At 67.9% G+C, this 21,582-nt stretch carries 24 protein-coding genes and 1 pseudogene; 13 read left to right on the plus strand and 12 right to left on the minus strand.

The window, feature by feature from the left end; translation table 11 throughout:
- Positions 1-8: 8 nt before the first annotated feature.
- From TY51_RS09110 to TY51_RS09125, 4 genes are all read right to left on the minus strand, one after another.
- On the minus strand, positions 9-1,808 hold the full coding sequence (locus TY51_RS09110; protein WP_042248645.1) for a glycoside hydrolase family 15 protein: 1,800 nt from the start codon (positions 1,806-1,808) through the stop codon (positions 9-11).
- Positions 1,808-2,587 (minus strand): SDR family oxidoreductase, encoded by a 780-nt coding sequence (locus TY51_RS09115; RefSeq protein WP_042248648.1) that lies wholly within the window; start codon positions 2,585-2,587, stop codon positions 1,808-1,810. The genes TY51_RS09110 and TY51_RS09115 overlap by 1 nt, the downstream gene beginning before the upstream one ends.
- A 104-nt stretch (positions 2,588-2,691) precedes the next feature.
- Positions 2,692-3,540, minus strand: coding sequence for a type 1 glutamine amidotransferase (locus TY51_RS09120; RefSeq protein ID WP_042248651.1), 849 nt, complete (start codon positions 3,538-3,540; stop codon positions 2,692-2,694).
- Positions 3,541-3,659: 119 nt separating this feature from the next.
- Positions 3,660-3,878 (minus strand): DUF3072 domain-containing protein, encoded by a 219-nt coding sequence (locus tag TY51_RS09125; protein ID WP_042248693.1) that lies wholly within the window; start codon positions 3,876-3,878, stop codon positions 3,660-3,662.
- A gap of 151 nt (positions 3,879-4,029) precedes the next feature.
- Between TY51_RS09125 and TY51_RS09130 the strand changes: the two genes are divergently transcribed.
- Entirely contained in the window at positions 4,030-4,947 is a 918-nt protein-coding gene (locus tag TY51_RS09130; RefSeq protein WP_231558982.1) for a DMT family transporter, read from the plus strand.
- A 194-nt stretch (positions 4,948-5,141) separates the two neighbouring features.
- Positions 5,142-5,300 (plus strand): hypothetical protein, encoded by a 159-nt coding sequence (locus TY51_RS22615; RefSeq protein WP_197054706.1) that lies wholly within the window; start codon positions 5,142-5,144, stop codon positions 5,298-5,300.
- Positions 5,301-5,330: 30 nt separating this feature from the next.
- Here TY51_RS22615 and TY51_RS09140 read toward each other — a convergent pair whose 3' ends face one another.
- Positions 5,331-5,696 carry a DUF305 domain-containing protein gene (locus tag TY51_RS09140; protein ID WP_081994836.1) on the minus strand — a complete coding sequence of 122 codons (366 nt, stop codon included), beginning with the start codon at positions 5,694-5,696 and terminating at the stop codon, positions 5,331-5,333.
- A 208-nt stretch (positions 5,697-5,904) separates the two neighbouring features.
- Between TY51_RS09140 and TY51_RS20245 the strand changes: the two genes are divergently transcribed.
- The 5 genes from TY51_RS20245 (at position 5,905) to minE (ending at position 8,997) form a co-directional block, all read left to right on the plus strand.
- Complete coding sequence (locus TY51_RS20245) at positions 5,905-6,522, plus strand: peptidoglycan-binding protein (RefSeq protein WP_052649987.1); 618 nt, start codon at positions 5,905-5,907, stop codon at positions 6,520-6,522.
- A complete protein-coding gene (locus TY51_RS09150; RefSeq protein WP_081994829.1) occupies positions 6,485-6,910 on the plus strand; it encodes a peptidoglycan-binding protein in 426 nt (141 codons plus the stop codon). Before TY51_RS20245 ends, TY51_RS09150 begins: the two co-directional genes overlap by 38 nt.
- 283 nt (positions 6,911-7,193) lie before the next feature.
- The gene (gene minC / locus TY51_RS09155; protein WP_231558983.1) at positions 7,194-7,886 is read left to right on the plus strand and encodes a septum site-determining protein MinC; all 693 of its coding nucleotides are present in this window, start codon (positions 7,194-7,196) and stop codon (positions 7,884-7,886) included.
- Complete coding sequence (gene minD / locus TY51_RS09160) at positions 7,883-8,731, plus strand: septum site-determining protein MinD (RefSeq protein ID WP_042248665.1); 849 nt, start codon at positions 7,883-7,885, stop codon at positions 8,729-8,731. The genes minC and minD overlap by 4 nt, the downstream gene beginning before the upstream one ends.
- Complete coding sequence (minE, locus tag TY51_RS09165) at positions 8,728-8,997, plus strand: cell division topological specificity factor MinE (protein WP_042248668.1); 270 nt, start codon at positions 8,728-8,730, stop codon at positions 8,995-8,997. The genes minD and minE overlap by 4 nt, the downstream gene beginning before the upstream one ends.
- A 37-nt stretch (positions 8,998-9,034) precedes the next feature.
- Here the strand turns inward: minE and TY51_RS23360 are convergent, their stop codons facing one another.
- From TY51_RS23360 to TY51_RS09180, 4 genes are all read right to left on the minus strand, one after another.
- On the minus strand, positions 9,035-10,132 hold the full coding sequence (locus TY51_RS23360; RefSeq protein ID WP_231558984.1) for a xanthine dehydrogenase family protein molybdopterin-binding subunit: 1,098 nt from the start codon (positions 10,130-10,132) through the stop codon (positions 9,035-9,037).
- Complete coding sequence (locus TY51_RS23365) at positions 10,105-11,271, minus strand: xanthine dehydrogenase family protein molybdopterin-binding subunit (protein WP_231558985.1); 1,167 nt, start codon at positions 11,269-11,271, stop codon at positions 10,105-10,107. Before TY51_RS23365 ends, TY51_RS23360 begins: the two co-directional genes overlap by 28 nt.
- 69 nt (positions 11,272-11,340) lie before the next feature.
- Positions 11,341-12,285 (minus strand): xanthine dehydrogenase family protein subunit M, encoded by a 945-nt coding sequence (locus tag TY51_RS09175; RefSeq protein WP_231558986.1) that lies wholly within the window; start codon positions 12,283-12,285, stop codon positions 11,341-11,343.
- Positions 12,282-12,767 (minus strand): (2Fe-2S)-binding protein, encoded by a 486-nt coding sequence (locus TY51_RS09180; protein ID WP_042248671.1) that lies wholly within the window; start codon positions 12,765-12,767, stop codon positions 12,282-12,284. Before TY51_RS09180 ends, TY51_RS09175 begins: the two co-directional genes overlap by 4 nt.
- A gap of 110 nt (positions 12,768-12,877) precedes the next feature.
- Here TY51_RS09180 and TY51_RS09185 point away from each other — a divergent pair, with 110 nt between their 5' ends.
- Positions 12,878-13,417 carry a TetR/AcrR family transcriptional regulator gene (locus TY51_RS09185; RefSeq protein WP_042248674.1) on the plus strand — a complete coding sequence of 180 codons (540 nt, stop codon included), beginning with the start codon at positions 12,878-12,880 and terminating at the stop codon, positions 13,415-13,417.
- Positions 13,418-13,429: 12 nt separating this feature from the next.
- On the opposite strand, the pseudogene TY51_RS09190 reads toward TY51_RS09185, so the two are convergent.
- Positions 13,430-14,320: pseudogene (locus TY51_RS09190) on the minus strand (LysR family transcriptional regulator).
- 112 nt (positions 14,321-14,432) lie between these two features.
- Here TY51_RS09190 and TY51_RS09195 point away from each other — a divergent pair.
- From TY51_RS09195 to TY51_RS09215, 5 genes are all read left to right on the plus strand, one after another.
- A complete protein-coding gene (locus tag TY51_RS09195) occupies positions 14,433-14,756 on the plus strand; it encodes a nuclear transport factor 2 family protein (RefSeq protein WP_042248677.1) in 324 nt (107 codons plus the stop codon).
- Between the two features lie 70 nt (positions 14,757-14,826).
- Positions 14,827-15,528: an SDR family oxidoreductase gene (locus tag TY51_RS09200; RefSeq protein WP_231558987.1), complete on the plus strand. Its 702-nt coding sequence runs from the start codon at positions 14,827-14,829 to the stop codon at positions 15,526-15,528.
- A gap of 113 nt (positions 15,529-15,641) precedes the next feature.
- Entirely contained in the window at positions 15,642-15,836 is a 195-nt protein-coding gene (locus tag TY51_RS09205) for a hypothetical protein (RefSeq protein ID WP_042248680.1), read from the plus strand.
- Between the two features lie 579 nt (positions 15,837-16,415).
- A complete protein-coding gene (locus tag TY51_RS09210; RefSeq protein WP_197054707.1) occupies positions 16,416-16,691 on the plus strand; it encodes a hypothetical protein in 276 nt (91 codons plus the stop codon).
- A 326-nt stretch (positions 16,692-17,017) separates the two neighbouring features.
- Positions 17,018-17,395, plus strand: coding sequence for a DUF1622 domain-containing protein (locus tag TY51_RS09215; protein WP_052649989.1), 378 nt, complete (start codon positions 17,018-17,020; stop codon positions 17,393-17,395).
- 21 nt (positions 17,396-17,416) lie between these two features.
- On the opposite strand, the gene malQ is transcribed toward TY51_RS09215, so the two are convergent.
- Positions 17,417-19,249 carry a 4-alpha-glucanotransferase gene (malQ, locus tag TY51_RS09220; RefSeq protein WP_042248683.1) on the minus strand — a complete coding sequence of 611 codons (1,833 nt, stop codon included), beginning with the start codon at positions 19,247-19,249 and terminating at the stop codon, positions 17,417-17,419.
- Positions 19,246-21,426, minus strand: a complete 2,181-nt coding sequence (gene glgB, locus TY51_RS09225) for a 1,4-alpha-glucan branching protein GlgB (RefSeq protein WP_042248685.1) — start codon at positions 21,424-21,426, stop codon at positions 19,246-19,248. Before glgB ends, malQ begins: the two co-directional genes overlap by 4 nt.
- Positions 21,427-21,582: the final 156 nt, after the last annotated feature.

Here is a 21,582-nt window from a genome sequence, read left to right on the forward strand (position 1 = left end):
GTAAACTTTCAGGACGCGCCCCGCGACAGGGCCAGGCTGGCCTGCAACGCCGCCAGATGGCTGAGGCCCTGGGGCATGTTGCCCAGCCATTCGCCGCTGTCCGGGTCGATCATCTCGGGCAAAATGCCCGGCGCGTCGCCGATGCGTGTGCGCAGCCCCGACATCAGGGCCTCCGCCTTGTCGCGCTGGTCCAGCAGGACACGCGCCTCGACCATCCAGAAGGAACAGGCCAGAAAGCACCCCTCCTCGGCGTCCATCCCGGTGTAGCGGTAATGCAGATGCCCGCCCGCGCCCAGCTGCGCATCGATCGCGTCCAGCGTGCTGCGCAACCGGTCGTGGCCGTCGTAATCGAACCGCACCGCCAGGATCAGCGCCGCGTCCAGCCGCGTGGTGCCGGGATGCATGACATAGGCGCCCATCCCCTTGTCCCAGCAATGCGCGTCGATCCAGGCGGCGATGCGGGCGCGCTCGCGGCTCCAGCGATCGCGGCAGGTGGTGGGCAGTTGGCCTGCATCGGCCAGTTCGACCGCGCGGTTCAGGGCCTGCCAGCAGCTGATCTTGGACATCGTGTAATGCTCCAGCTCGGGCAATTCCCAGATGCCGCTGTCCTTCTGCTTCCAGCGGTCGGCGCATTCATCGGCCAGGTGCGACAGGGTCTCGGCGCTGCGGGCGTCGATCAGGCCGCCCGCGCGGACGAATGCCGACACCGTCTCGAAGATGTCGCCATAGATGCCGTGCTGATGCTGGCGCGCCGCGCGGTTGCCCGACAGGACCGGGCGCGATCCGCGATAGCCGGGAACGGGGATCTCCTCCATGTCCTCCTCGACGCCGCCGTCCAGCGAAAAGCAGACCTTGGCGCCATGCGCGCACAGCTGGTTCAGCAGCCAGGTCAGCGCGGCCTTGGCCTCGGCCATGATCCCCAGATGCAGGAAGGATTCGATGACGTAGCCCGCGTCCCGCACCCAGGCAAAGCGATAGTCATAGTTCTTGTCGCCCCCGATCCGTTCGGGCAGCGAGGTCGTCGCCGCCGCCGCGATCGCCCCACTGGGTGCATAAAGCAGCAGCTTCAGCGCCAGCGCCTGCCGCAACAGGAAGTCGCGGTCGGGCAGGTCCCGCGCGATCAGCGCGCACCAGTCGCGCCATTCCTGGTCGGACAGATCGATGCGGGCGTCGATATCGGCCAAGGGCGGCACGACCATCGGCTCGTTCGCGCCGGCGACGATGGCGATGACCTCGGACTGGCCTTCGGTCAGGCACAGCTGCGCCTCGACCCGGTCGTCGCCGCGATGGTCGATCCGCAGCTGTTCGCCGTGCAGGAACAGGCCCAGCACCGATCCGACATGGAACGTCTCGTACGGGCCGCGCTTGGCCATATAGGGGCTGCGCTTGCCCGACCGGTGCCCCAGCTGCAGGACGATGTCGAACCCCATCCGCCCTTCCAGCACCTGGATGCGCCGTGCCAACTCCGCCCAAGGCAGGCGCCCCGCGGTAGAACTGTTCAGGCTTTCGGTCAACACCGCCACGCCGTCATCGGTCTGAAACCGCGTCTCAAGCACGTTGCTGTCGGGGCGATAGCGGCGGGTGGCGGTGAACGCCCCCTGCGGGGTGATCGTGAAATGGCCGCCCTGTGCGCCATTCTCCAACGGGTCGTGGCCGGTCAGCAGGCGATCGAACAGCGGCGGGCTGTCCATGTTCGGCACGCACCACCAGTCGATGCCCCCGTCCGCACCCGACAACGCCGCGCCTCGGCCGTCGCCAAGGGCCGCATAGTCCGACAACGGCAGATAGCCCGCAGCGTCGCGCGGCATCAGGCCCCCTGCCCCAGATTGATCGACAGTCCGCCATCGATGAAGAAGCTTTGCCCGGTCACATAGCCCGCCGCGTCCGACGCCAGAAAGGCGATCAGGTCCGCGACCTCGTGCGGCTCTCCGGCGCGGCCAAGCGGGATGTTCTTTTCCATCTTCCGGCGCAGGTCGGCATCGTCCTTGGCCGCCTGATTGATCGGGGTCAGGATCATGCCGGGCGCCACGTTGTTCACGGTGATCGCGTCGCCTGCCAGTTCCAGCGCCAGCGTCCTGGTCAGCATCCGCAGCCCGCCCTTGGCCGCGTCATAGGCTGCCGATCCGATGCGCGGCGTATCCTCGTGGATCGAGCTGACATTGATGATCCGACCGCCGTTGCCGGCCTTGATGGCGCGGGTGGCAAAGGCGCGGCACAGCATGAACGGGCCGGTCAGGTCCGTGGCGATCGTCTTCAGCCAGTCGTCATCCGTCATGCGCGATGCGGGCGTGCCGCTGGCGTCGATGCCCGCGTTGTTGATCAGCACGCGGGCGGCGATGCCCTGATCATCCAGATCCGCGAACAGCGCCTCGATCTCGTCCGGCACGCTCTGATCGCAATGCGCATAGCGCGCATGGCGCCCTGTTTCCTTGACCTTGGCGACCGTTTCCGCGGCACCGTCCTCGTCCGAACGATAGGTGATCAACAGGTCGTGCCCCGCCTTGGCCAGCGCTATGGCGGTGGCCCGTCCGATGCCGGAATCGGCGCCGGTCACGATGGCAAGGGGAGTGTGCAATTTGTCTGGCATGGAATTCGGGTCCGAATGGCTTTGGTTCGGGGGCCAACGCCCGTCTCTGAGCGTCGTTCCGCACCGCGGCAACCGGTCCCGATATTCCGGGTCACCGTCCGGCGTCAGCGCCGCAACGTATCCCCATCCAGCGCGGCAAGGAAATTGCCGATCTCGCGCATGCGGTTGGCGGTGTCCGTCACCTGATCATCCACGCCCAATTGCCACGCCAGATCGCGGCGGGAGGGGTCGTCGCTCAGCGCCTGCAACTTGTCGGCGTGATCCTCGACGGCCTTGATGCTGGCGGCCAGCCCCTCGTCGACAAGGTCCGATGCCTGCCGTCGCAGCGAGGCCGCGACTTCGGCCAAGCTGATTTCCGGGTGGTACTGCACGCCCCAGAAGACGCCGTTGCCGTGCCGGATCTCCGCCGCCTCGACCGGCGTGTCGGCGTTGCGGGCCAGCACCCGCGCCATGGGCGGCAGGGCGGTGACGACGCTGGAATGCATCGCGGGGGCGGTCCAGACGGGCGGGCGCCCGGCCAGCATCGGGTGACCCCTGCCGTCATCGGTGGTCATGATGTTGCGGGCCAGCGCCGCCTCGATGCCCGGCTGTCGCGGACCGGTCGTGCCACCGGCGGCCACCGCGGCGATCTGCAGCCCCGCGCAGGACCCGAAGGACGGCGTTCCGGAATCAAAGACAAGGCGCATGAACGACGCAGCCCTGCGAGTCTCGTCACTGTCATGATGCATCTGGATCGGCGAGCCGGGAAAGACGATGCCGTCGAACCGCCCCAGATCACGCAGCGACATCTGCGATCCGCCATCGACGCAAGAGATCGAATCGATCTCAAGATCGTCCCGCAAGACCTTGAGCGCAATGGCATAGCTTTCGTGGGATGCGGTATCGGCATAGCGGCGCCGTTCGGCACGTTGGTCCTTGGTCTCGCTGGCGACGACCAGAATGCGAAGGGGCACTGAAAAGTCCGATCAGAAGGGGAAGGTCAGCCACGAACGCGACGGGGCCCCGGTTGTTCACACACGAACGCGACAGGCCGGGTCAGGCTGCGGGCCGCCGTCGGGCCCGCAGCGCAATGTCATTCCAGATCCAGCTTGGCCTTCAGCGCGTCGATGCGGGTCGACGCCTCGGCCTTGCTGATGCTTTCGTCATAGGCGTCCGGCTGATGCGCCTGCTCGCTCAGCGTCTTGAGATACGAAGCCTGCGCGCCGGTCATCGGGTCGTCGCCGCTGACCCAGGTCGAGGGGTCTTTTTCAGCATTGTCGACGGGATTGGATTTCGGGTCGGTATCGTCCATGGGGAACAGCCTTTCATGTTTCAGCATGGTTAACGCGACAGCCATGTTCCGGTTCCGTTCCCGCCGCGACCGTGGCGTGCGACCGCAATGGGTTTGCGCACCGGGTCCGGGACGCCTATGCGCAGGGGACAGGACAGCCGCGGGGACGACGATGTTGAAGACGGACACCACCTCTCGGCTGAACGCCATCGGCGCGGGCTGGATGATCGTCGCCATGGCGGCCTTTGCGGTCGAGGATGCGCTAGTCAAGGCGGTGGCCGACCTGCTGCCCGTCGGACAGATCATGGTCCTGTTCGGTCTGGGCGGCGCGGCGATCTTTGCGGCCATCGCACGCGCGCAGGGCGATGCGCTGATGACGCCGGACGTACTGTCGCGGGCAATGCGCGTCCGGGTGTTCTTCGAGATCACGGGGCGGCTGTTCTATGTGCTGGCGCTGGCGCTGATCCCGCTGTCCACGGCGACCGTGATCCTGCAGGCGACGCCCCTGGTGGTGGTGGCCTGCGCCGCCCTGATCTTTGGCGAACGTGTGGGCTGGCGGCGGTGGACCGCCATCGCCCTGGGCCTGCTGGGCGTTCTGATCATCCTGCGTCCGGGGACCGAGGGGTTTTCGGCCCTGTCGCTGCTGGCGGTGATCGGGATGCTGGGCTTTGCGGGACGCGATCTGGCCAGCCGCGCGGCGCCGCGCAGCCTCAGCACCGCGATCCTGGGCCTGTACGGCTTTCTGGCCCTGGCCGCGGCCGGTCTGCTGTTTTCCCTGTGGCAGGGGCAAGGGTTCGTGATGCCCGATGCGCGCGCCGCCCTGCTGCTGTCGGCGACCGTCCTGATCGGCATCGGCGCCTATTCCTGCCTGATGAAGGCGATGCGCACCGGCGACGTGTCGGCCGTGACCCCGTTCCGTTACACGCGGCTGCTTTTCGGCGCGGCCCTGGGCATCGCGTTGTTCGACGAGACGCTGACGGTGGGAATGCTGATCGGGTCGGGCCTGATCGTGCTGTCCGGCCTGTTCATCCTGTGGCGCAGCAAGGCCAAGGCCCTCGCGATCTCGGTCGGTCCGGACGCAGGGCGATAGCCGACGGCCCCTCAACGACAGCGGCGGTCTTTGCCTGACCAACGGCTCCGATCGTGATACGGTTCGGCTCAAGACGCCCGGTCCGCATGGACCATGTCACCTGTGATCTGTCATCGGACTGGGCGAAGCGCGCGTTCTGCAGCCGATGCGGCAGCAACGGGTGGTCCCACGTCATTCCGCAGAACACGATGTCCATGGTGGCGGGCCTATTCCAGCCGACCGGCGACTTTGCCGTGGCCCAGCAGGTGTTTGTCGACGAACGTCGCCCTTTGGCTCAGCTGGCCGTGACGACAGTCGAAAAGACCGGCGCACAGGTGATTGCAGGGTTCCAGTCGGGCGATCAGGCCAGCTGACCGCGGCGCCGTCTGGCCGTTCAAGGCCCTTCATTCATCGTGCTGGGCCAGCCAGGCCTGCATCATCGCGATCTCGGTCTCCTGCGCGGCGATGACGTCCTGGGCCAGGGCGCGGACCTCGGGGTCGGTTCCGTGCTCCAGAACGATGCGGGCCATGTCGATGGCCGCCTGGTGGTGGGGGATCATGCCGCGCATGAAATCCACATCCGCATCACCGGTATAGTCGACGTCCATATCGGCGTGCATCCGGGTCATCGCCTCGCGATAGGCCGCCGTCGCGGGCGTATCGGCGGGCATCGCCATGTCCGCATGGCCCGAATGATCTGTCGCCTGCTGGGCCGCACCCGGCATGGCAAGCGCCAGGGTCGTCAGAAGGGCGGTGGCAAGGGTCTTCATGGCGGTGATCTCCATTCTGCGCAGGTCGATGCAGTGTCGCCGGCGGGGCGGCCGGGTCAAGGCGGCATGACGCGCCGATGCCCGGCCCTTGCCGACACAATCGGACACATCTGGTTTATTCCGCCGGTTCGCCGATTGCTTTGGGAATAATTCGGGTATCACGCACGTTGAGGACACGGCTTTGATCCGCGCGGGAAGGACTGAACTGATGCGACGCTTTATCATAACCACGATGCTGGCCGGCACGATGGCCCTGTCGGGCCAGGGTGCCATGGCGCAGAACGACCTGGGCGACATGGTCGGCACGATCGCCAAGACTCTGCTGGAACAGCAGCAGGCCGCGCAGGAAACGTCGCTGTGGCAGGGCGTGGTCGAGAACGGGTCCCCGGCGGCCTATCGGCAATACCTTGAGGCCTATCCGAACGGTCGCCATGCCCGCGAAGCCCGGCAGCGGCTGTCGAACCAGGGCGGGGCGCCCATCGCGGAAAACAACGCCGCCCGGGCGGAGGCCAATCTGGGCCTATCGCGATCCAGCCGGATGGCGATCCAGCGGCGGCTGGCGACGCTTGGCTTCTATCGGTCGGGGATCGACGGCGATTTCGGGTCGGGCACGCGACGGGCCATCGCCGCGTGGCAGGATTCCCGACAGCTTCCGGGCAACGGCTATCTGAACGCCAACCAGGCCCGCACGCTGCAGCAGGCGCCGCCGCGTCCGACCGACCCCCGCCGATCCGGCCTCGTCGGCAGCGCAGGCCGAACTGGACCTTGGCCTGTCGCGCAGCCGGCGCGTGCAGATCCAGCGCGACCTGATCGCGCTTGGCTATGACCCCAAGGGCGCGGACGGTCTGTTCGGCACCGGCACGCGCGAGGCGATCCGCATGTGGCAGCGCGACACCGGCGAGCGGGTGACCGGCTATGTCACCGCGGCCCAGCTGCGGTCGCTGCAAAGCGATGCCGCCGGCCGCGACCCGACCCCGACCGAAAACCGCGCGGCCGCCATCGACGAGGAGCTGCTGGGTCTGACCCGCGACGAACGCGTGGCGATCCAGCGCCAGCTGATCAGCCTGGGCTATCTGAACGGGCGCGCCGACGGGGCATTCGGCCCGTCGACCCGCAGCGCCATCGGCCGCTGGCAGGGCGACAACGGCATGGCGGACAGCCGCTATCTGACCGCCGAACAGGTCCGCACCCTGCGCCAGCAGGCGCGCATCTGACGGCAGCGGCCATGCGCGACGGGCACGGCCCCCGCGCATGGCGACCGGCAGGTCGGCCTGAAACACCCCGATTGCCCTGCGCTGACCCGGACCAACGGCGGGTTCCTGCTGAAAATGCGCGGGGATTCTTCCTTTGTCCGCCAGTTCGTGAAAGAGGAGGTTCAACAAAAGCGGCGCGGCACCGAATCGCGACCCGCCCCAGAGCAGGAGCAGCCTCGACGTGTCACAACGATACGCCCGGAACCGGCACGATCGCGCGCCGGCAACCGTAGCCGCCTTTCAGGTGCGCGGCCGATTCCTGACCGCGCTTGTTCTTCGCATCGATCGTGACAGCCCGGACGACGCCTTCTATGCCCAGCTGGACGAACAGCTGCGCACGACGCCGCAGTTCTTTGCCGGCGCGCCGATGGTGCTGGACCTGGCCAACGCCCCCGGCCTGCGCGAGGGCGACCGCATCGGCGACCTGCTGGCGCATCTGCGCAACCGCGAATTGCGGGTCTTTGGCGTGCAGAACGCGCATGGCATGGACGACGCGATGCTGGATCGGCACGGGCTGATCCCGGTCACCACGGGGCGCGACGCGCCGCTGCCGCGCAACGCCGCCGCGGCGTCCGGTGCCGCACCGGCCGCCGACGTGCCGCCCCCGGTCCAGAACAAGGTCATCCACGCGCCGGTCCGGTCCGGACAGCGGGTGGTGGCCGAACATGGCGACCTGACGATCATCGGGTCGGTCGCATCGGGCGCCGAACTGGTGGCGTCGGGCAATATCCATGTCTATGGCACCCTGCGCGGCCGCGCGATGGCCGGATGCCACGGGGACGAGGGCGCGCATATCTTTTGCCAGAACCTCAGCGCCGAACTGGTGGCCATCGCGGGCCTGTACCAGACCAGCGAGACGCTGGATGCGGCGGCCCTCCAACGCTGCACGCACATATATCTCAAGGATGAAAAACTTTGCATGGAGGTGATCGCATGACGACAGAACCCAAGACCAACCCGCCCCTTGGGCGGGTCATCGTGATCACGTCGGGCAAGGGCGGCGTGGGCAAGACGACGTCGTCGGCGGCCATCTCGGCCGCGCTGGCCAAGAAGGGCTTTCGCACCGTCGTCATCGATTTCGACGTGGGCCTGCGCAACCTGGACATGACGATGGGCTGCGAACGCCGGGTGGTGTTCGATTTCATCAACGTCATCCAGGGCGACGCCAAGCTGAAGCAGGCGCTGATCAAGGACAAGCGGGTCGACACGCTGTCGATTCTGCCCACGTCGCAGACCCGCGACAAGGACGCCCTGACCAAGGAGGGCGTCGAGAAGGTCCTGACCGAGCTGAAGGCCGATTTCGACTATATCGTCTGCGACAGCCCGGCGGGCATCGAGCATGGCGCCCAGATGGCGATGTATTTCGCCGACGAGGCCGTGGTCGTGACCAACCCCGAAGTGTCCTCGGTCCGCGACAGCGACCGCGTTCTGGGCCTGCTGAGCAGCCAGACCAAGCGCGCCGAGACCCAGGGCGCCGAGCCGATCAAGGCGCAGGTCCTGATCACCCGCTATGACCAGGAGCGTGTCGACCGCGGAGAGATGATGACCGTCGACGACGTGCTGGAAATCCTGGCCGTCCCCTTGCTGGGCGTCGTCCCCGAGAGCAAGGCGATCCTGAAGGCATCGAACGTCGGCACGCCCGTCACGCTGGACGGACCGTCCGCAGCGTCCCAGGCCTATAACGACGCGGTCAGCCGCCTGACCGGCACCCAGGTCGAGATGCGCATCCAGGGCGAACGCCGCCCCGGCCTGTTCCAGCGTCTGTTCGGGCGGGCGTCATGAACCTGTTCGGATTTGGCCGCAAGAAGCACCCGCCCGCGACGGCACAGACCGCCAAGGACCGCCTGCAGATCCTTCTGGCGCATGAACGCAGCAGCAGCGGTTCCGCCGAGGCGGATTACCTGCCGATGCTGCAGCGCGACATCGTCGCGGCGATCCGCAAGCACGTGCCGATCGGCGACAAGGATGTCGACGTCCGCATGGAGCGGGGCGACAACATGTCCAGCCTGGAAATCAACATCGACCTGCCCGCCGTCAAGGCGAACTGATCTGCTGGCCGGCCCCTGTCGGGGGCCGGCGACCGCGTCAGATCAGGCTTTCGGGGTGGATCGGGAACCGCTGCGGGCGGATGCCGGTCGCGTGCCAGACGGCATTGGCGATGGCGCCCACCGTTCCCGTGACCCCCAACTCTCCGACGCCCTTGATGCCAAGCGCGTTCACGAAGCTGTCGTCCTCGTGGACCGTCAGCGCCTCGATGAACGGGACATCGGCATTGACCGGGATGTGATACCCGGCAAGGTCGTTGTTGGTGAACCGCCCCGTGCGCGGGTCGTGCATCGCCTCTTCGTGCAGGGCAAAGCCCATGCCCCAGATCATCCCGCCCAACAGCTGGCTGCGCGCCAGATGCGGGTTCACGATGCGCCCGGCGGCAAAGGCCCCGACCAGCCGGCTGACGCGGATCTGGCCCAGATCCGGATCGACCAGAACCTCGGCAAAGACGCCGCCATGAGAGAACATGGCCCGTTCGGGTTCGCCCTCTCGGGCGCCCTTGCCCTCTCCGCGTAGCAGGTCCAGCCCGGCGCGGGCCAGGATATCCTCATAGGCCTCGCTGCGGCTGTCGTCGTCGTTGCGGTACAGGCGACCGCCGCGCGCGGTGACGCCCGCGTTGCCCGCCCCGAACAGCGGTGATCCGGGATCGTTCGTGGCGATGTCGGCCAGTTGCCGCACCGTATCGGCGCCCGCGTTGAACAGCGCGGTGCCCGCCGTGGCCGTGTGGCCCGACCCGCCCGCAACGCCCGCATCGGGCAGGTCCGAATGGCCCGACCGGAACTCCAGCCGGTCCACATCGATGCCCAATCCGTCGGCGGCGATCTGGGCCAGCGAAGTCCAGGCCCCCTGCCCCATATCCGCGGCCGAGGTTTCGACCACCGCACTGCCATCGGCGCGCAGGGTCGCATGAGCCGCCGCCTGGAACATCGGGCAGGGAAACTGCGCCGTGCCCATGCCCCAGCCCTTGAGCAGCCGCCCCTGGCGCATCTGCCGCGGCGCCAACGGGCGGTCCGCCCATCCGAACAGCTCTGCCGCCTGCGCATAGCATTCGCGCAGGGCCTTGGACGAGAACGCCATCCCCGTCGCCGGGTCGGTCTCGGCATAGTTCAGCAGCCGGAAGGCCAGCGGGTCCATGCCCATCGCGTGGGCGGCCTGGTCGATGGCGACCTCCAGCGCGGCCGACCCCGGCGCTCTCCGGGCGCGCGCATCGGTCCGGGCGTGCCGGTATCCGCGCGCACCGCGCTGTGGGTCGTGCGCATCGCGGTCGTGGCATAGACGCTGTGCGAGGCGTTCGACGCGCTTTCGATGAAATCGTCGAAGCTGGAGGCGACGGCCAGCGTGTGGTGATCCAGCGCCATGATGTGCCCCTGGTCGTCCAGGTCCAGCCGCAGCGTCTGGCGCGTGGCGGGACGGTGGCCGACCGGGCCGTACATCTGGTCGCGCCGCAAGGCCAGCTTGACGGGCCGGTCCAGGTCTCTGGCCGCCAGCACCACCATCAACTGCGCGCCGTACAGGATGGCCTTGGACCCGAAACCGCCGCCCAAGAACGGGCTGCGGATCACGATCTGTGCCGGATCGATGCCCAGATAGGCCGCAAAGCTTTGCTTGGCCAGGCCGATGGCCTGGTTCGGGGTGTCGATCTCCAGCCGGTCGCCGAACCACTGGGCGGTGATGGCATGGGGTTCCAAGGCGTTGTGGTACTGGGCCGCGGTCTCGATCACGGTCTCCAGGTGATGGGCGGCTCCTGCGCGCGCAGCGTCCATGTCGCCCGTCTCCAGCGATGGCGGGCGGCCGATGCTGACGGCTTCCGGGGCGTAAGGCGCATTGCCGTCCAGCCCGATCCGCGGCGGATCGGTGCGATATCGCGGGTTCAGCAGGCGCGCGCCCTCGGTGGCGGCCTCCAGCGTCTCGGCCACGACCAGCGCGATGGGCTGTCCGGCATAGCGGACGGTATCGTCCTGCAGCGCCTCGGTCCGCCAGGCAAAGCCGTGGATCTTGGTGTCGGGATGCACCGCCAGGGCTGGACGGTTCGCGGGGGTATAGACCCGGACCACGCCCGGATGCGCCATGGCCGCCGCCGTGTCCAGGTGTTCGACCGTGCCGCGCGCGATGCCCGCGACTGCGGTGACGGCGTACAGCACGCCCTCGGGGCGCAGATCGGCGGCATAGGGCGCCTGGCCCGTCACCTTCAGCACCCCGTCGCGCCGGGTCATCGGCTGTCCCGCGTTCGAGCCCAAGCGCACGTGCTGTTGACCGGTGGTCATGTCAGTCATGGAACTCTCCTTCGAAGACAGAGGCGGGCAGCGCGGGCATCCGGTCGGGTGTGCCCAAAGCTGCCAGCGTCAGCGCACGCACCGCGATGCGCTGTGCCAGCACGATCTTGGCGGCATTGTCGCCGGACGGCGCGGCACCCTGCAGGGCCAGCGCGGCGGCATGGGCAAAGGCGTCCACGGACGCGGCTGGCCGATCAGGGCGGCCTCGGCGGCATGGGCACGCCACGGACGGGCGGCCACGCCGCCAAGGGCCAGCCGGGCGGCCACGATCCGGCCATCCGCCACGTGAACCCCCGCCGCAGCCGAGACGATGGCAAAGGCATAGGACGTCCGCTCGCGCAGCTTCACATAGCGGGCGTGGCGGGCCATGCCGCCGGGATCGGGCAGGGTGACATCGGTGATCACCTCTCCGGCCGCCAGCGCGGGCGGCACGCCGACCGCATCGGGCAGCGGGTGGAATTCGGCCATCGGCACGCTGCGTGTCCCGGTGGGGCCCGCGATTTCGACCACCGCGTCGAAGGCCGCCAGCGCCACGCACAGGTCGGACGGATGCGTCGCGATGCAGGCGTCGGACCAGCCCAGGACCGCATGGTTGCGCGTCACGCCGCCGATCGCGGAACAGCCCGACCCGGCCACGCGGCGATTGCAGGGCGACAGGGGGTCCTGGAAATAGCTGCAGCGCGTGGCCTGCATCACGTTGCCGCCCGTGCTGGCGGCGTTGCGCAGCTGCGGGGATGCCCCGGACAGCAGCGCCTCGGCCACGGCGGGAAAGCGGGCCAGGATGCGCGGGTCGCGGGCCAGATCGGCATTACTGACCATCGCGCCGATGCGCAGGCCTCCGTCATGGTCCTTGATCCCGCGCAACGGAAGGCGGGTGATGTCGACCAGCCGCGACGGGGTGGCGACGCCGATCTTCATCAGGTCCAGCAGGTTCGTCCCGCCGGCCAGGATCGCGCCGTCTGCGCCGACCGCGGCCTCCAGCGTGTCGGCGCGGGTGTATTCGAACAGGTTCATGCCGCGTTCCCCTTCATCGTCCGGGTCGCGTCCAGCACGGCCTCGGTGATGCCGGCATAGGCGGCGCAGCGGCACAGGTTGCCGCTCATCCCCTCGCGGACGCGTTCGGGGTCCAGCCCGGCCTCGCCCTCGGCGATCAGGGCTATGGCCGACATGATCTGGCCCGGCGTGCAATAGCCGCACTGGAACCCGTCATGGCGGATGAAGGCCGCCTGCACGGGGTGCAGGTCGCAGCCTTGGGCCAGGCCCTCGACCGTGGTGATGCTGGCCCCGTCATGAGACAGCGCCAGCGCCAGGCAGGCGTTCATGCGCCGCCCGTCGATCAGCACGGTGCAGGCGCCGCACTGGCCGCGGTCGCAGCCCTTCTTGGTGCCGGTCAGGCCGATCCGTTCGCGCAGGACGTCCAGCAGCGTCGCGCGGGGGTCGTCCAGGGCGATGGCCCGGGCGGTTCCGTTGATCGTCAGGTTCAGGGTCTGTGTCATCTTTCCCTCGTTGGCGATAAGCTATCGGGAAGTCGGGCCGGAAGCGGCCATGGCACCACCATACGGAGGCACCCTCCGTTTCACAAGACCGTTGGAGGAGAGGGCCGGGAATGGGCGAAGACACGCCAATTGCGCGCAAGCCGCGTGCCGATCAGGCCCGCAACCGCGACCGCCTTCTGACCGCCGCGCGCGAGGTCTTTCGCAGCGATGCCGCCAGCCTGGAGGCCGTGGCGCGCCATGCGGGCCTGGGCATCGCGACGCTGTACCGCCATTTCCCCACCCGCGAGGCGCTGTTCCAGGCCGTCTATGCGCGTGAGGTCGAGGCGCTGGAGGCGCTGGCCCGCGCCGACGACCTGGCCGTCTGGATGCATGCCGCGCTGGACATGATGGCCACGAAACGGGGCATGGTCGCAGCGCTGGCCCCGGTGCTGGACAAGGACGCGCCGTTCTTCACCGAACAGTCGGCGCGGATGCTGGCCGCCGTGGGCGGGCTGCGCGACCGGGCGGTGGCTGTGGGCCAGGTCCGCGGCACGGTCACCGCGGACGATCTCATCCGCGTCCTGCTCAGCCTCAGCTATGGTCCGGGGGCCGATCCGACGCGGGCCGGCCTGCTGCTGGACGTGTTCCTGGACGGGCTGCGGCCGCGATAGAACCGCGGACCGTCACGCACGCGCCGCGTCGCGGACCATCGCCAGAAACGCCGAAAACCCCGCCGACGGGTTGCGCCGACCCGGATAGTACAGGCTGAAGCCAGCCCGGGTCGGGGTCCAGTCGTCCAGCAGCCGTACCAGCCGCCCGGCGGCGATGTCGTCGGCCACGTCCTGTTCGATGAAGAACCCGATGCCCGCACCGTCCAGCACGGCGGCGCGGGCGATGGCAGCCTCGTCCAGGGTCAGGCGGCCCTGGGCCTCGATCTGCACCACCTCGGCGCCGCGCTGGAACGGCCAGCGCAGCAGCGCGCCGTTGGGCAGCCGCACCCGGATGCAATCCGTCAGCGGCAGGTCGGCCGGCGTCGCGGGCGTGCCATGCGCCGCGATCCAGTCCGGCGACGCAACGACGGCATGGCGCTGTGGCCGCCCCACGGGCAGGGCGATCATGTCACGCGGCACCAGGTCGGCGGGGCGCAGGCCCAGGTCGAACCCCTCGGCCACGATGTCGACCAGCCGCCCTTCGGTGACCAGATCGACCTGCATCTGGGGAAACCGGCGCAGGAAGGCCAGGACCAGCGGCGCGATCTCTCTGCCCGCCTGGACCTAGGCGTTGATGCGCAGCAGGCCCGACGGCGTCAGGCGCTGTGACTGCGCGGTATCCATGGCGATACGGATCTCGGCCACGGCGGGGCCGATGCGTTCGACAAAGGCGCGGCCCGCATCGCTCAGCGACACGCTGCGGGTGGTGCGGTTGAACAGGCGTACGCCAAGCGTGGCCTCCAGCCGCGCGATGTTGTGGGACAGCGCGGTCGTCGAGATGCCCAGATCCAGCGCCGCAGCCCGGAACGACCCGCGCCGCGCGATGGCCAGCACGGCCTCCAGCGCCTTCAGCCCCCCGTCCATTGTCCCGCCTTCATTGTCCCGATCCTGTCATCAGCAGATGCCGATCTATCCTGATTATCCGCATGACCGTCCAGCGCTATATTAGGGGCATCAGAACCGAAAGGACCGTCCCATGCAGTTGCCGCCCCCCATCCGGACCTATTTCACCGCCCGCGCGCCGCAGGATGGCGACGCGCTGGCCGCCGCCTTTGCCCCCGACGCCGTCGTCCGTGACGAAGGCCGCGACCATCGCGGCCCACAGCAGATCCGCGACTGGTGGCTGGCCGCCAAGGCCAGGTACCACCACCATGCCGAGCCGATCGACACGACGCAGACCGATGACAGGACGGTCGTCCGGGCCACCGTCACCGGCGATTTTCCCGGCAGCCCCGCCGTGCTGCGCTTTGCCTTTGTGCTGGCGGATGACCGCGTCACCGCGCTGGAGATCGGCGGATGACCGGGTTCCTGACGCTGCAGGGTAAGCGCACCCTGATCACCGGCGGCACGCAGGCGCGGGCGCGGCCACGGTGGCGTTGTTCCGCGACCTTGGCGCGCGCGTGCTGACCACGGCGCGCAGGCCCGCCGCCCTGCCGGACGACCTGTTCATCGCTGCCGACCTGACCACCCTGCCCGGATGCGAAACCGTCGCCGCCGCCGTGCAGGACCGGATGGGCGGCGTCGACATCATCGTGCACATGTTGGGCGGATCCTCCGCCCCCGGTGGCGGCTTTGCGGCCTTGGGAGAGGCGGAATGGCAGGCGGAACTGGCCCTGAACCTGCTGCCCGCGCTGCGGCTGGACCGGGCGCTGGTGCCCGGCATGGTCGCCCAAGGATCGGGCGTGGTGGTCCACGTCACCTCGATCCAGGCGCTGCTGCCCCTGCCCGATGCCACGACCGCCTATGCAAGCGCCAAGGCCGCCCTGTCGGTCTACAGCAAAAGCCTGTCCAAGGAGGTCGCGCCCAAGGGCGTGCGCGTGGTGCGCGTGGCGCCCGGATGGATCGAGACCGAGGCCTCGGTCCGGCTGGCCGAACGGGTGGCGGCGGATGCGGGCACGGATCTGGACGGCGGTCGGCGGATCATCATGGACAGCCTTGGCGGCATCCCCCTTGGCCGCCCGTCGCAACCCGGGGAGGTCGCAAGCCTGATCGCCTTCCTCGCCTCCGACCGCGCGGCCAGCATCACCGGGACGGAATACGTGATCGATGGAGGGACCGTGCCGACCGCGTGACGGCAGGGGCAAGCCATTCCGGTGCCATTTCGACCCGGCGCGCGTTGCGGAACAGGTGCGGCGGCCACGGCCACGCGCGCCGCCACCCGTCATGCCGCAGCGGAGAGAGAAAGATGCAGAAATTCGTCATTGCCCTGGGTGCCGCGCCGCATCTGAAGCTGTCCCGGACAGGCAGCGCCTTTACCGCGACCGAGGCTCCGATGGCCTTCGACAGCCATGAGGCCGCCTATGACTATGTTCTTGAGCACACCGAGGACGATCCGCTGAAAGGCGTCCGCGCCGAGATCATAGAGGATCTGTCCCTGTAGGGTTGCGCCCATCGCAATGTCGCCGTCCAAGGTTGAAACTTTTCCGGACAGCGCCCGTAGAACGAAGGTGCAGGTCTTGCTTGGTCAGCGAGTTCCCTCTCCTCTCAGCCTTCATTAGGCGGGTGGACCCAGCACCTGCGTCGGCCCCCGGTCCCGTTTCCGGGGGTCGATCTCCCCCTCTTTTCGCCGGATCGAAAATGGTCCGACCCTGTCGAAAGAGATAGGCTGACTGATCAATCAACTTCAGTCATAAGGTACTTAACAACCGGGGACGTTGAGTGGTTTTGTTGTAAGTTCTTTCCCCGGTTGTTTACCTTCCCGAAATCATGATGCGCGGAACGGTCCCCTGCACGGGGACCGCAGGTTCCGGTCACGATGCCTCCCAGTGCTGACCCCTTCCGCAGCCCCCTCATCACAAGACTGTGCCACCCATTCGGGAACCGCCTGCGATCCCCTCTGTTGAGAGGGAACGCACACGGGAGACGACAAGATGGATGACACCAGGGTCTGGAATTTCGAAGAGAGCCTTTGGCGCGCATCAGAGGGGCGTTATCATGACCGGTCGACCCGGAATGCGTCATGGCGCTCAGCCACGCGCCCTACCTGTTCCACGGCGAGGCCGCGGTCGAAGCCGTCACCGGAACGCCCGAATGGGACGAGGTGACCTTTTCGAACCGCCACATCTCGCGCCCGCAGGAGGGTCTGATCGTGGTCGGCTATGAGGTCGCCGCCCAAAAGGGCGACACGACCTTCACCGCGGCCTGCACCTCTGTCTATCGGCAGAAGGCGCATGAGGACTGGACCGTCGTCCAGCATGCGCAGGTCGTGCAGGGTCACGGCGAACAGGCCAAGTGATCCTTGCCTGCACCGTCTGACAGGATCGATCCCGGCAGGAATGCCGGGATTTTTCATGTCCGCATGGCGGGGCAGATGGCGCGCCAAAGGCCAGCCGCACGCACACCAACCGCAGATTTCCGTTCAAACGGCGGGCCCGCGCTGGTACGCGTCCGACATGCGCCGCCAGACCGTCGGGGACGCAGGGACAACACACGGGTGGGACATGGACCACGGATACTGCAGCAATCAGGGACGGGGCCAACTGCATGGCGGCCGTCCTGCGGGACGATTCGGCCATGGCGCGTCATATGGACCCAACGCCACCCCGACGAAAGCATCGCGCCATGACTGATGTCACCATGTCCTCCATGGCGGACCACCTGGGCCTTGTGGCGGCCGGACTGGAATGGATTGTCATCGCGCTGGAGCTGTTCGCGATCGGCATCCTTCTGCTGGGCGTCATGCGGTTCGCCACGCGCTTCGTGTCGGGCGACGTCATGCAACGCGACGCGCACGAGCGCGACCATCAACTGAACCACGGGCGGCTGGCGCTTGGCCGGCATATCCTGGCGGGGCTGGAGGTGCTGATCGTGGCGGACCTGATCCGCACCATCCTGCATCTCAGCCTTGCCAACATCCTGCTGCTGGGGGCGATCGTCGTCATCCGGTCGTTCATCTCGTTCATGCTGGAATACGAGATGAAATCGCTTCAGGACGAATGATCACACCCCAATTCTGCCGGTTCAGTCGCCCCCGGCCTGGACCGGCCGTTCCGACGCCAGACCCGCCGTCAGATCGCGGAACAGCGGCGTGGCCACCAGATTGTCCAGCGGCATGGACAGCTTGCGGCGCCAGTTGGGATATTCGTCGACGGTCGAGGGCACGTTGACCGGATGCAGCTCTGCCGCCAGATCCTCCAGCCGGACCGCGAACAGGCGTGACGGCGCGGTGGCCAGATGGCGATGCACCGCGATTGTCAGATCACCGGGTGCGTCGTCCGGGTCGATCCCCGCCGCCCGCTCAGACGTCAGCAGCCCTGCTGCGACCAGATCGGCCAACAGGTCGGCGCGTTCCGTGTCGCGCGCATCACGCTGTTCGGTCGCCGCGGCGTCGCTGATGAAGCCGAACCGCTGGCGCAGTGCCACGTCGTCGCCCTTCCACCAGCCGCGAAACGTCGGCAGGTCATGCGTGGACAAACAGGCCAGCGCGTCGCGCGGATAATCGGCGGGCGGGATGAACCCGTGCTTTCCGCGTTCGAAGAAGAAGATCCGATAGGACAGGATGCGGCACGCCTCCATCACCTCGCGGAACCCCGGCGGGACGTTGCCCAGATCCTCTCCGATGATGGTGGTCTGGTTCTGAAGGGAAGCCTCGGCCAGGGCGGACAGCATGTCCTCCAGCGGATAGCGGGCATAGGTGCCGTCGGCGGCCCCGGCCCCCTGCGGCATCAGGAACAGCTGCCACAGACCCATCGCATGATCGATGCGCAGCGCGCCCGCCTGCTGTGTCGCATGCCGGATCAGGTCGCGGAACGGCGCCGCCCGCGTCGCGGCCATGGCAACGGGCGACAAGGGCGCCAGACCCCAGTCCTGCCCCTGTTCGTTGAAGTAATCCGGCGGCGCGCCGATGCGCACGTCGGGCAGCACGATGTCGCTGCCCCAACTGCCGGACCCGTCCGCGGCCTCTCCGACCGCGAAGTCCAGATAGAGGCCGATCGCCATGCCCAGATCGCGACAGCGGTCGCGCAGAGCCTGCAACTGCAACTGGCACAGATATTGCAGCCACATGTGAAAGGCGATGTCGTCGGCGCGGTTCGTTGCCAGCTGGCGCATGGCATCACCGTCGACATCGCGCCACGCGTCGGGCCAGCTGAGCCAACCGGCACCGTGGCCCGCATCGACCATCGCCGCCGACGCGACCTCGAACAGGGCATGGCGGCGCAGATCGTCGCCGCCCTCGGCCACGAAAGCGTCCGGCAAGGTCGCGCCCGCGGACCAGATGGCGCGCAGGGCGGACAGCTTGGCCGCAGCGACGGCGGGATAGTCGACCAGCTCCGCGTCGCGCAGATTCTCCAACATCGCCCCATCGGCCATGTCGGCGCGAAAGCCCGGCACCCGGTCAACGGCCAGGTACAGCGGGTTCAGGAACCGCCGGTTGGACGGAGAGAACGGGCTGCACCGGGACGGATCGGCCAGAAACATCGCGTGCAGCGGGTTCAGACCCAGAAACGCCGCACCCGCCTGTGCGGCATGACCCGCCAGCACCTGCAGGTCGCCGAAATCACCGATGCCCCAGTTCCGGTCGCTGCGCAGCTGATACAGCTGCAGCGCGATCCCCCAGTGACGCCCTTGCCCCGGCACATGGCACTGCGCCCCTTTGGGTGCGGTCAGGCGCGGCTCGGATTCCAGCGGAGGCAGGTTGTCCGCATCGAACGCGTCCAGCAGACCGCGCAACGTGTCGTCCGGCGCGTCGTGGACCGCGCCGCCGACCAGATCGTATTGCGGCTGGATGCCATAGGCGCGGGCGCGGTCGTGCAGGGGGTCGCCGTCGCCCCCTGTCGGCCGGGCAGAGGTCATGCCTTCACCGGCATCAGAACCACGGTCGCAAGCGGCGGCAGGGTCAGGCTCAGCGACTGGTCGCGGCCGTGCCAGACCGTCGGTTCGGCGTCGCGCACCGCGGCGTTGCCGACACCCGATCCGCCATAGGTCGGATCGTCGCTGTTCAGCACCTCGCGCCACGCACCGGGCAGCGGAACGCCGATGCGGTAATCCTCGCGCACGACGGGGGTCAGGTTGCACACGACCACGACCGGGGGCGCGCCGTCATCGGACTTGCGCATCCAGACCAGCACGCTTTGCGCGGTGTCGCTGCTGTCGATCCATTCGAACCCATCGGGGTCGCAGTCCAGACGGTGCAGGGCGGGCGTGTCGCGGTACAGCCGGTTCAGGTCCGCGACCAGCGCCTGCACGCCCGCATGCATCGGGTCGTCCAGCAGGTGCCAGTCCAGCGACTGGTCGTGGTTCCATTCGCGATCCTGCGCGAATTCACAGCCCATGAACAACAGCTTCTTGCCGGGATGGGTCCACATGAAGGCGTAATAGGCCCGCAGGTTCGCGAATTTCTGCCAGCGGTCGCCGGCCATTTGGCGGATCAGCGATCCCTTGCCATGCACGACCTCGTCATGGCTCAGCGGCAGGACGAAATCCTCGGAGAAGGCATAGACCAGACCGAATGTCAGGTCGTGCTGATGATGCTGACGGTGGATCGGGTCAAGGCGGAAATAGGACAGCGTGTCATTCATCCAGCCCATGTTCCACTTGAACGCAAAGCCCAGGCCCCCCTGGTCGACGGGTCGGCTGACCATCGGAAAGGCGGTCGATTCCTCGGCGATGGTGATGGCGCCGGGGTGGTCGGTGGTGACGCGGGTGTTGACCTCGCGCAAGAAATCGATGGCCTCCAGGTTCTGGTTGCCGCCGTGGCGGTTGGGCACCCATTCGCCGGGCTGGCGCGAATAATCCAGATACAGCATCGACGCCACCGCATCGACGCGCAGCGCGTCGACATGGAACTTGTCCACCCAATAGAGCGCGCTGGCCTGCAGAAAATTGGCGACCTCGCGGCGGCCGAAGTTATAGATCAGCGTGTTCCAGTCCTGATGGAACCCCTGGCGCGGATCGGCATGTTCATACAGCGACGTGCCGTCAAACCCCGCCAACCCATGCGCGTCGGACGGGAAATGCGCAGGCACCCAGTCCATGATGACGCCGATGCCCGCCTGATGCAGGCGATCGACCAGCCGCGCGAACGCTTCGGGCGACCCGAACCTGCTGGTGGGCGCGAACAGGCCCACGGGCTGATAGCCCCACGACCCGGTAAAGGGATGTTCGCCCACCGGCAGGAATTCGACATGGGTAAAGGCCATGCGCTGTACATAGGGCACCAGCAGATCGGCCATCGCGTCATAATCCAGGATCTCGGCATCGCCGCCCCGGCGCCAGGAGCCCAGATGCACCTCATAGATCGAGATCGGGGCCTGCCGGTCCTGCCGGCGCGCGCGCTCGGTCATCCATGCGCCGTCGCGCCAGTCGTGATCGGGCAGACCGTGCACGACCGATGCGGTTTCCGGCGACTGCTGGTGGGCGAACCCGACCGGGTCCGCCTTGAGCGGCAGACGTTCGCCATGCGCGCTGAGGATCTCGTACTTGTAGACCTCTCCGGTGGTCAGGCCGGGGATGAACAGCTCCCAGATGCCGGGGCCAAGACGGCGGCGCATCGGGTGGCGGCGGCCATCCCACGCGTTGAAATGGCCCACCACGCTGACGCGCCGGGCATTGGGCGCCCAGACCGCAAAGGCCACGCCCGCGACACCCTGATGGGTGATCGGACGCGCACCCAGCTTGTCGTACAGGCGGCGGTGGCTGCCCTCGGCCAGCAGGTATTCGTCCATCTCTCCCAGGACGGGACCAAAGCGATAGGGGTCACCCACCTGCCACTCATGATCGCCCGCCCGCATCGCCAACCGGTATGCCCCCTGCGGGCCGGGCCCGCAGAAGAACCCCTCGGGGTGGATCCGTTCCAACGGAAACACACCGTCATTGGTCAGGGCGCGGACCTCGGCGGCCTGCGGCGCAAAGACCCGCAGCTGACCTTCATGCGGACCCAGGATCGCGAACGGGTCGTGATGCTGTCCGCGCAGGATCGCCTCGATCCCGGAGGAGGTCAGCCCGTCGGGCAGATATGCGACATCGGTCATGCGTTCTCCTGCGTCAGCAGTTCCAGGATACCCGCCAGCGGAATGCCGACCCAGGCCGGGCGGTTGCCCAGCTCGTATCCGGTCTCGTAGATGGCCTTCTGCAGCAGGAACAGGTCCAGCAGCGCATCGGCCGCGGCACGATCGGACGGCAGGTTC

It is taken from the genome of Paracoccus sp. PAMC 22219 (assembly GCF_000787695.1).
In the GTDB taxonomy this organism is placed as follows: Bacteria; Pseudomonadota; Alphaproteobacteria; order Rhodobacterales; family Rhodobacteraceae; genus Paracoccus.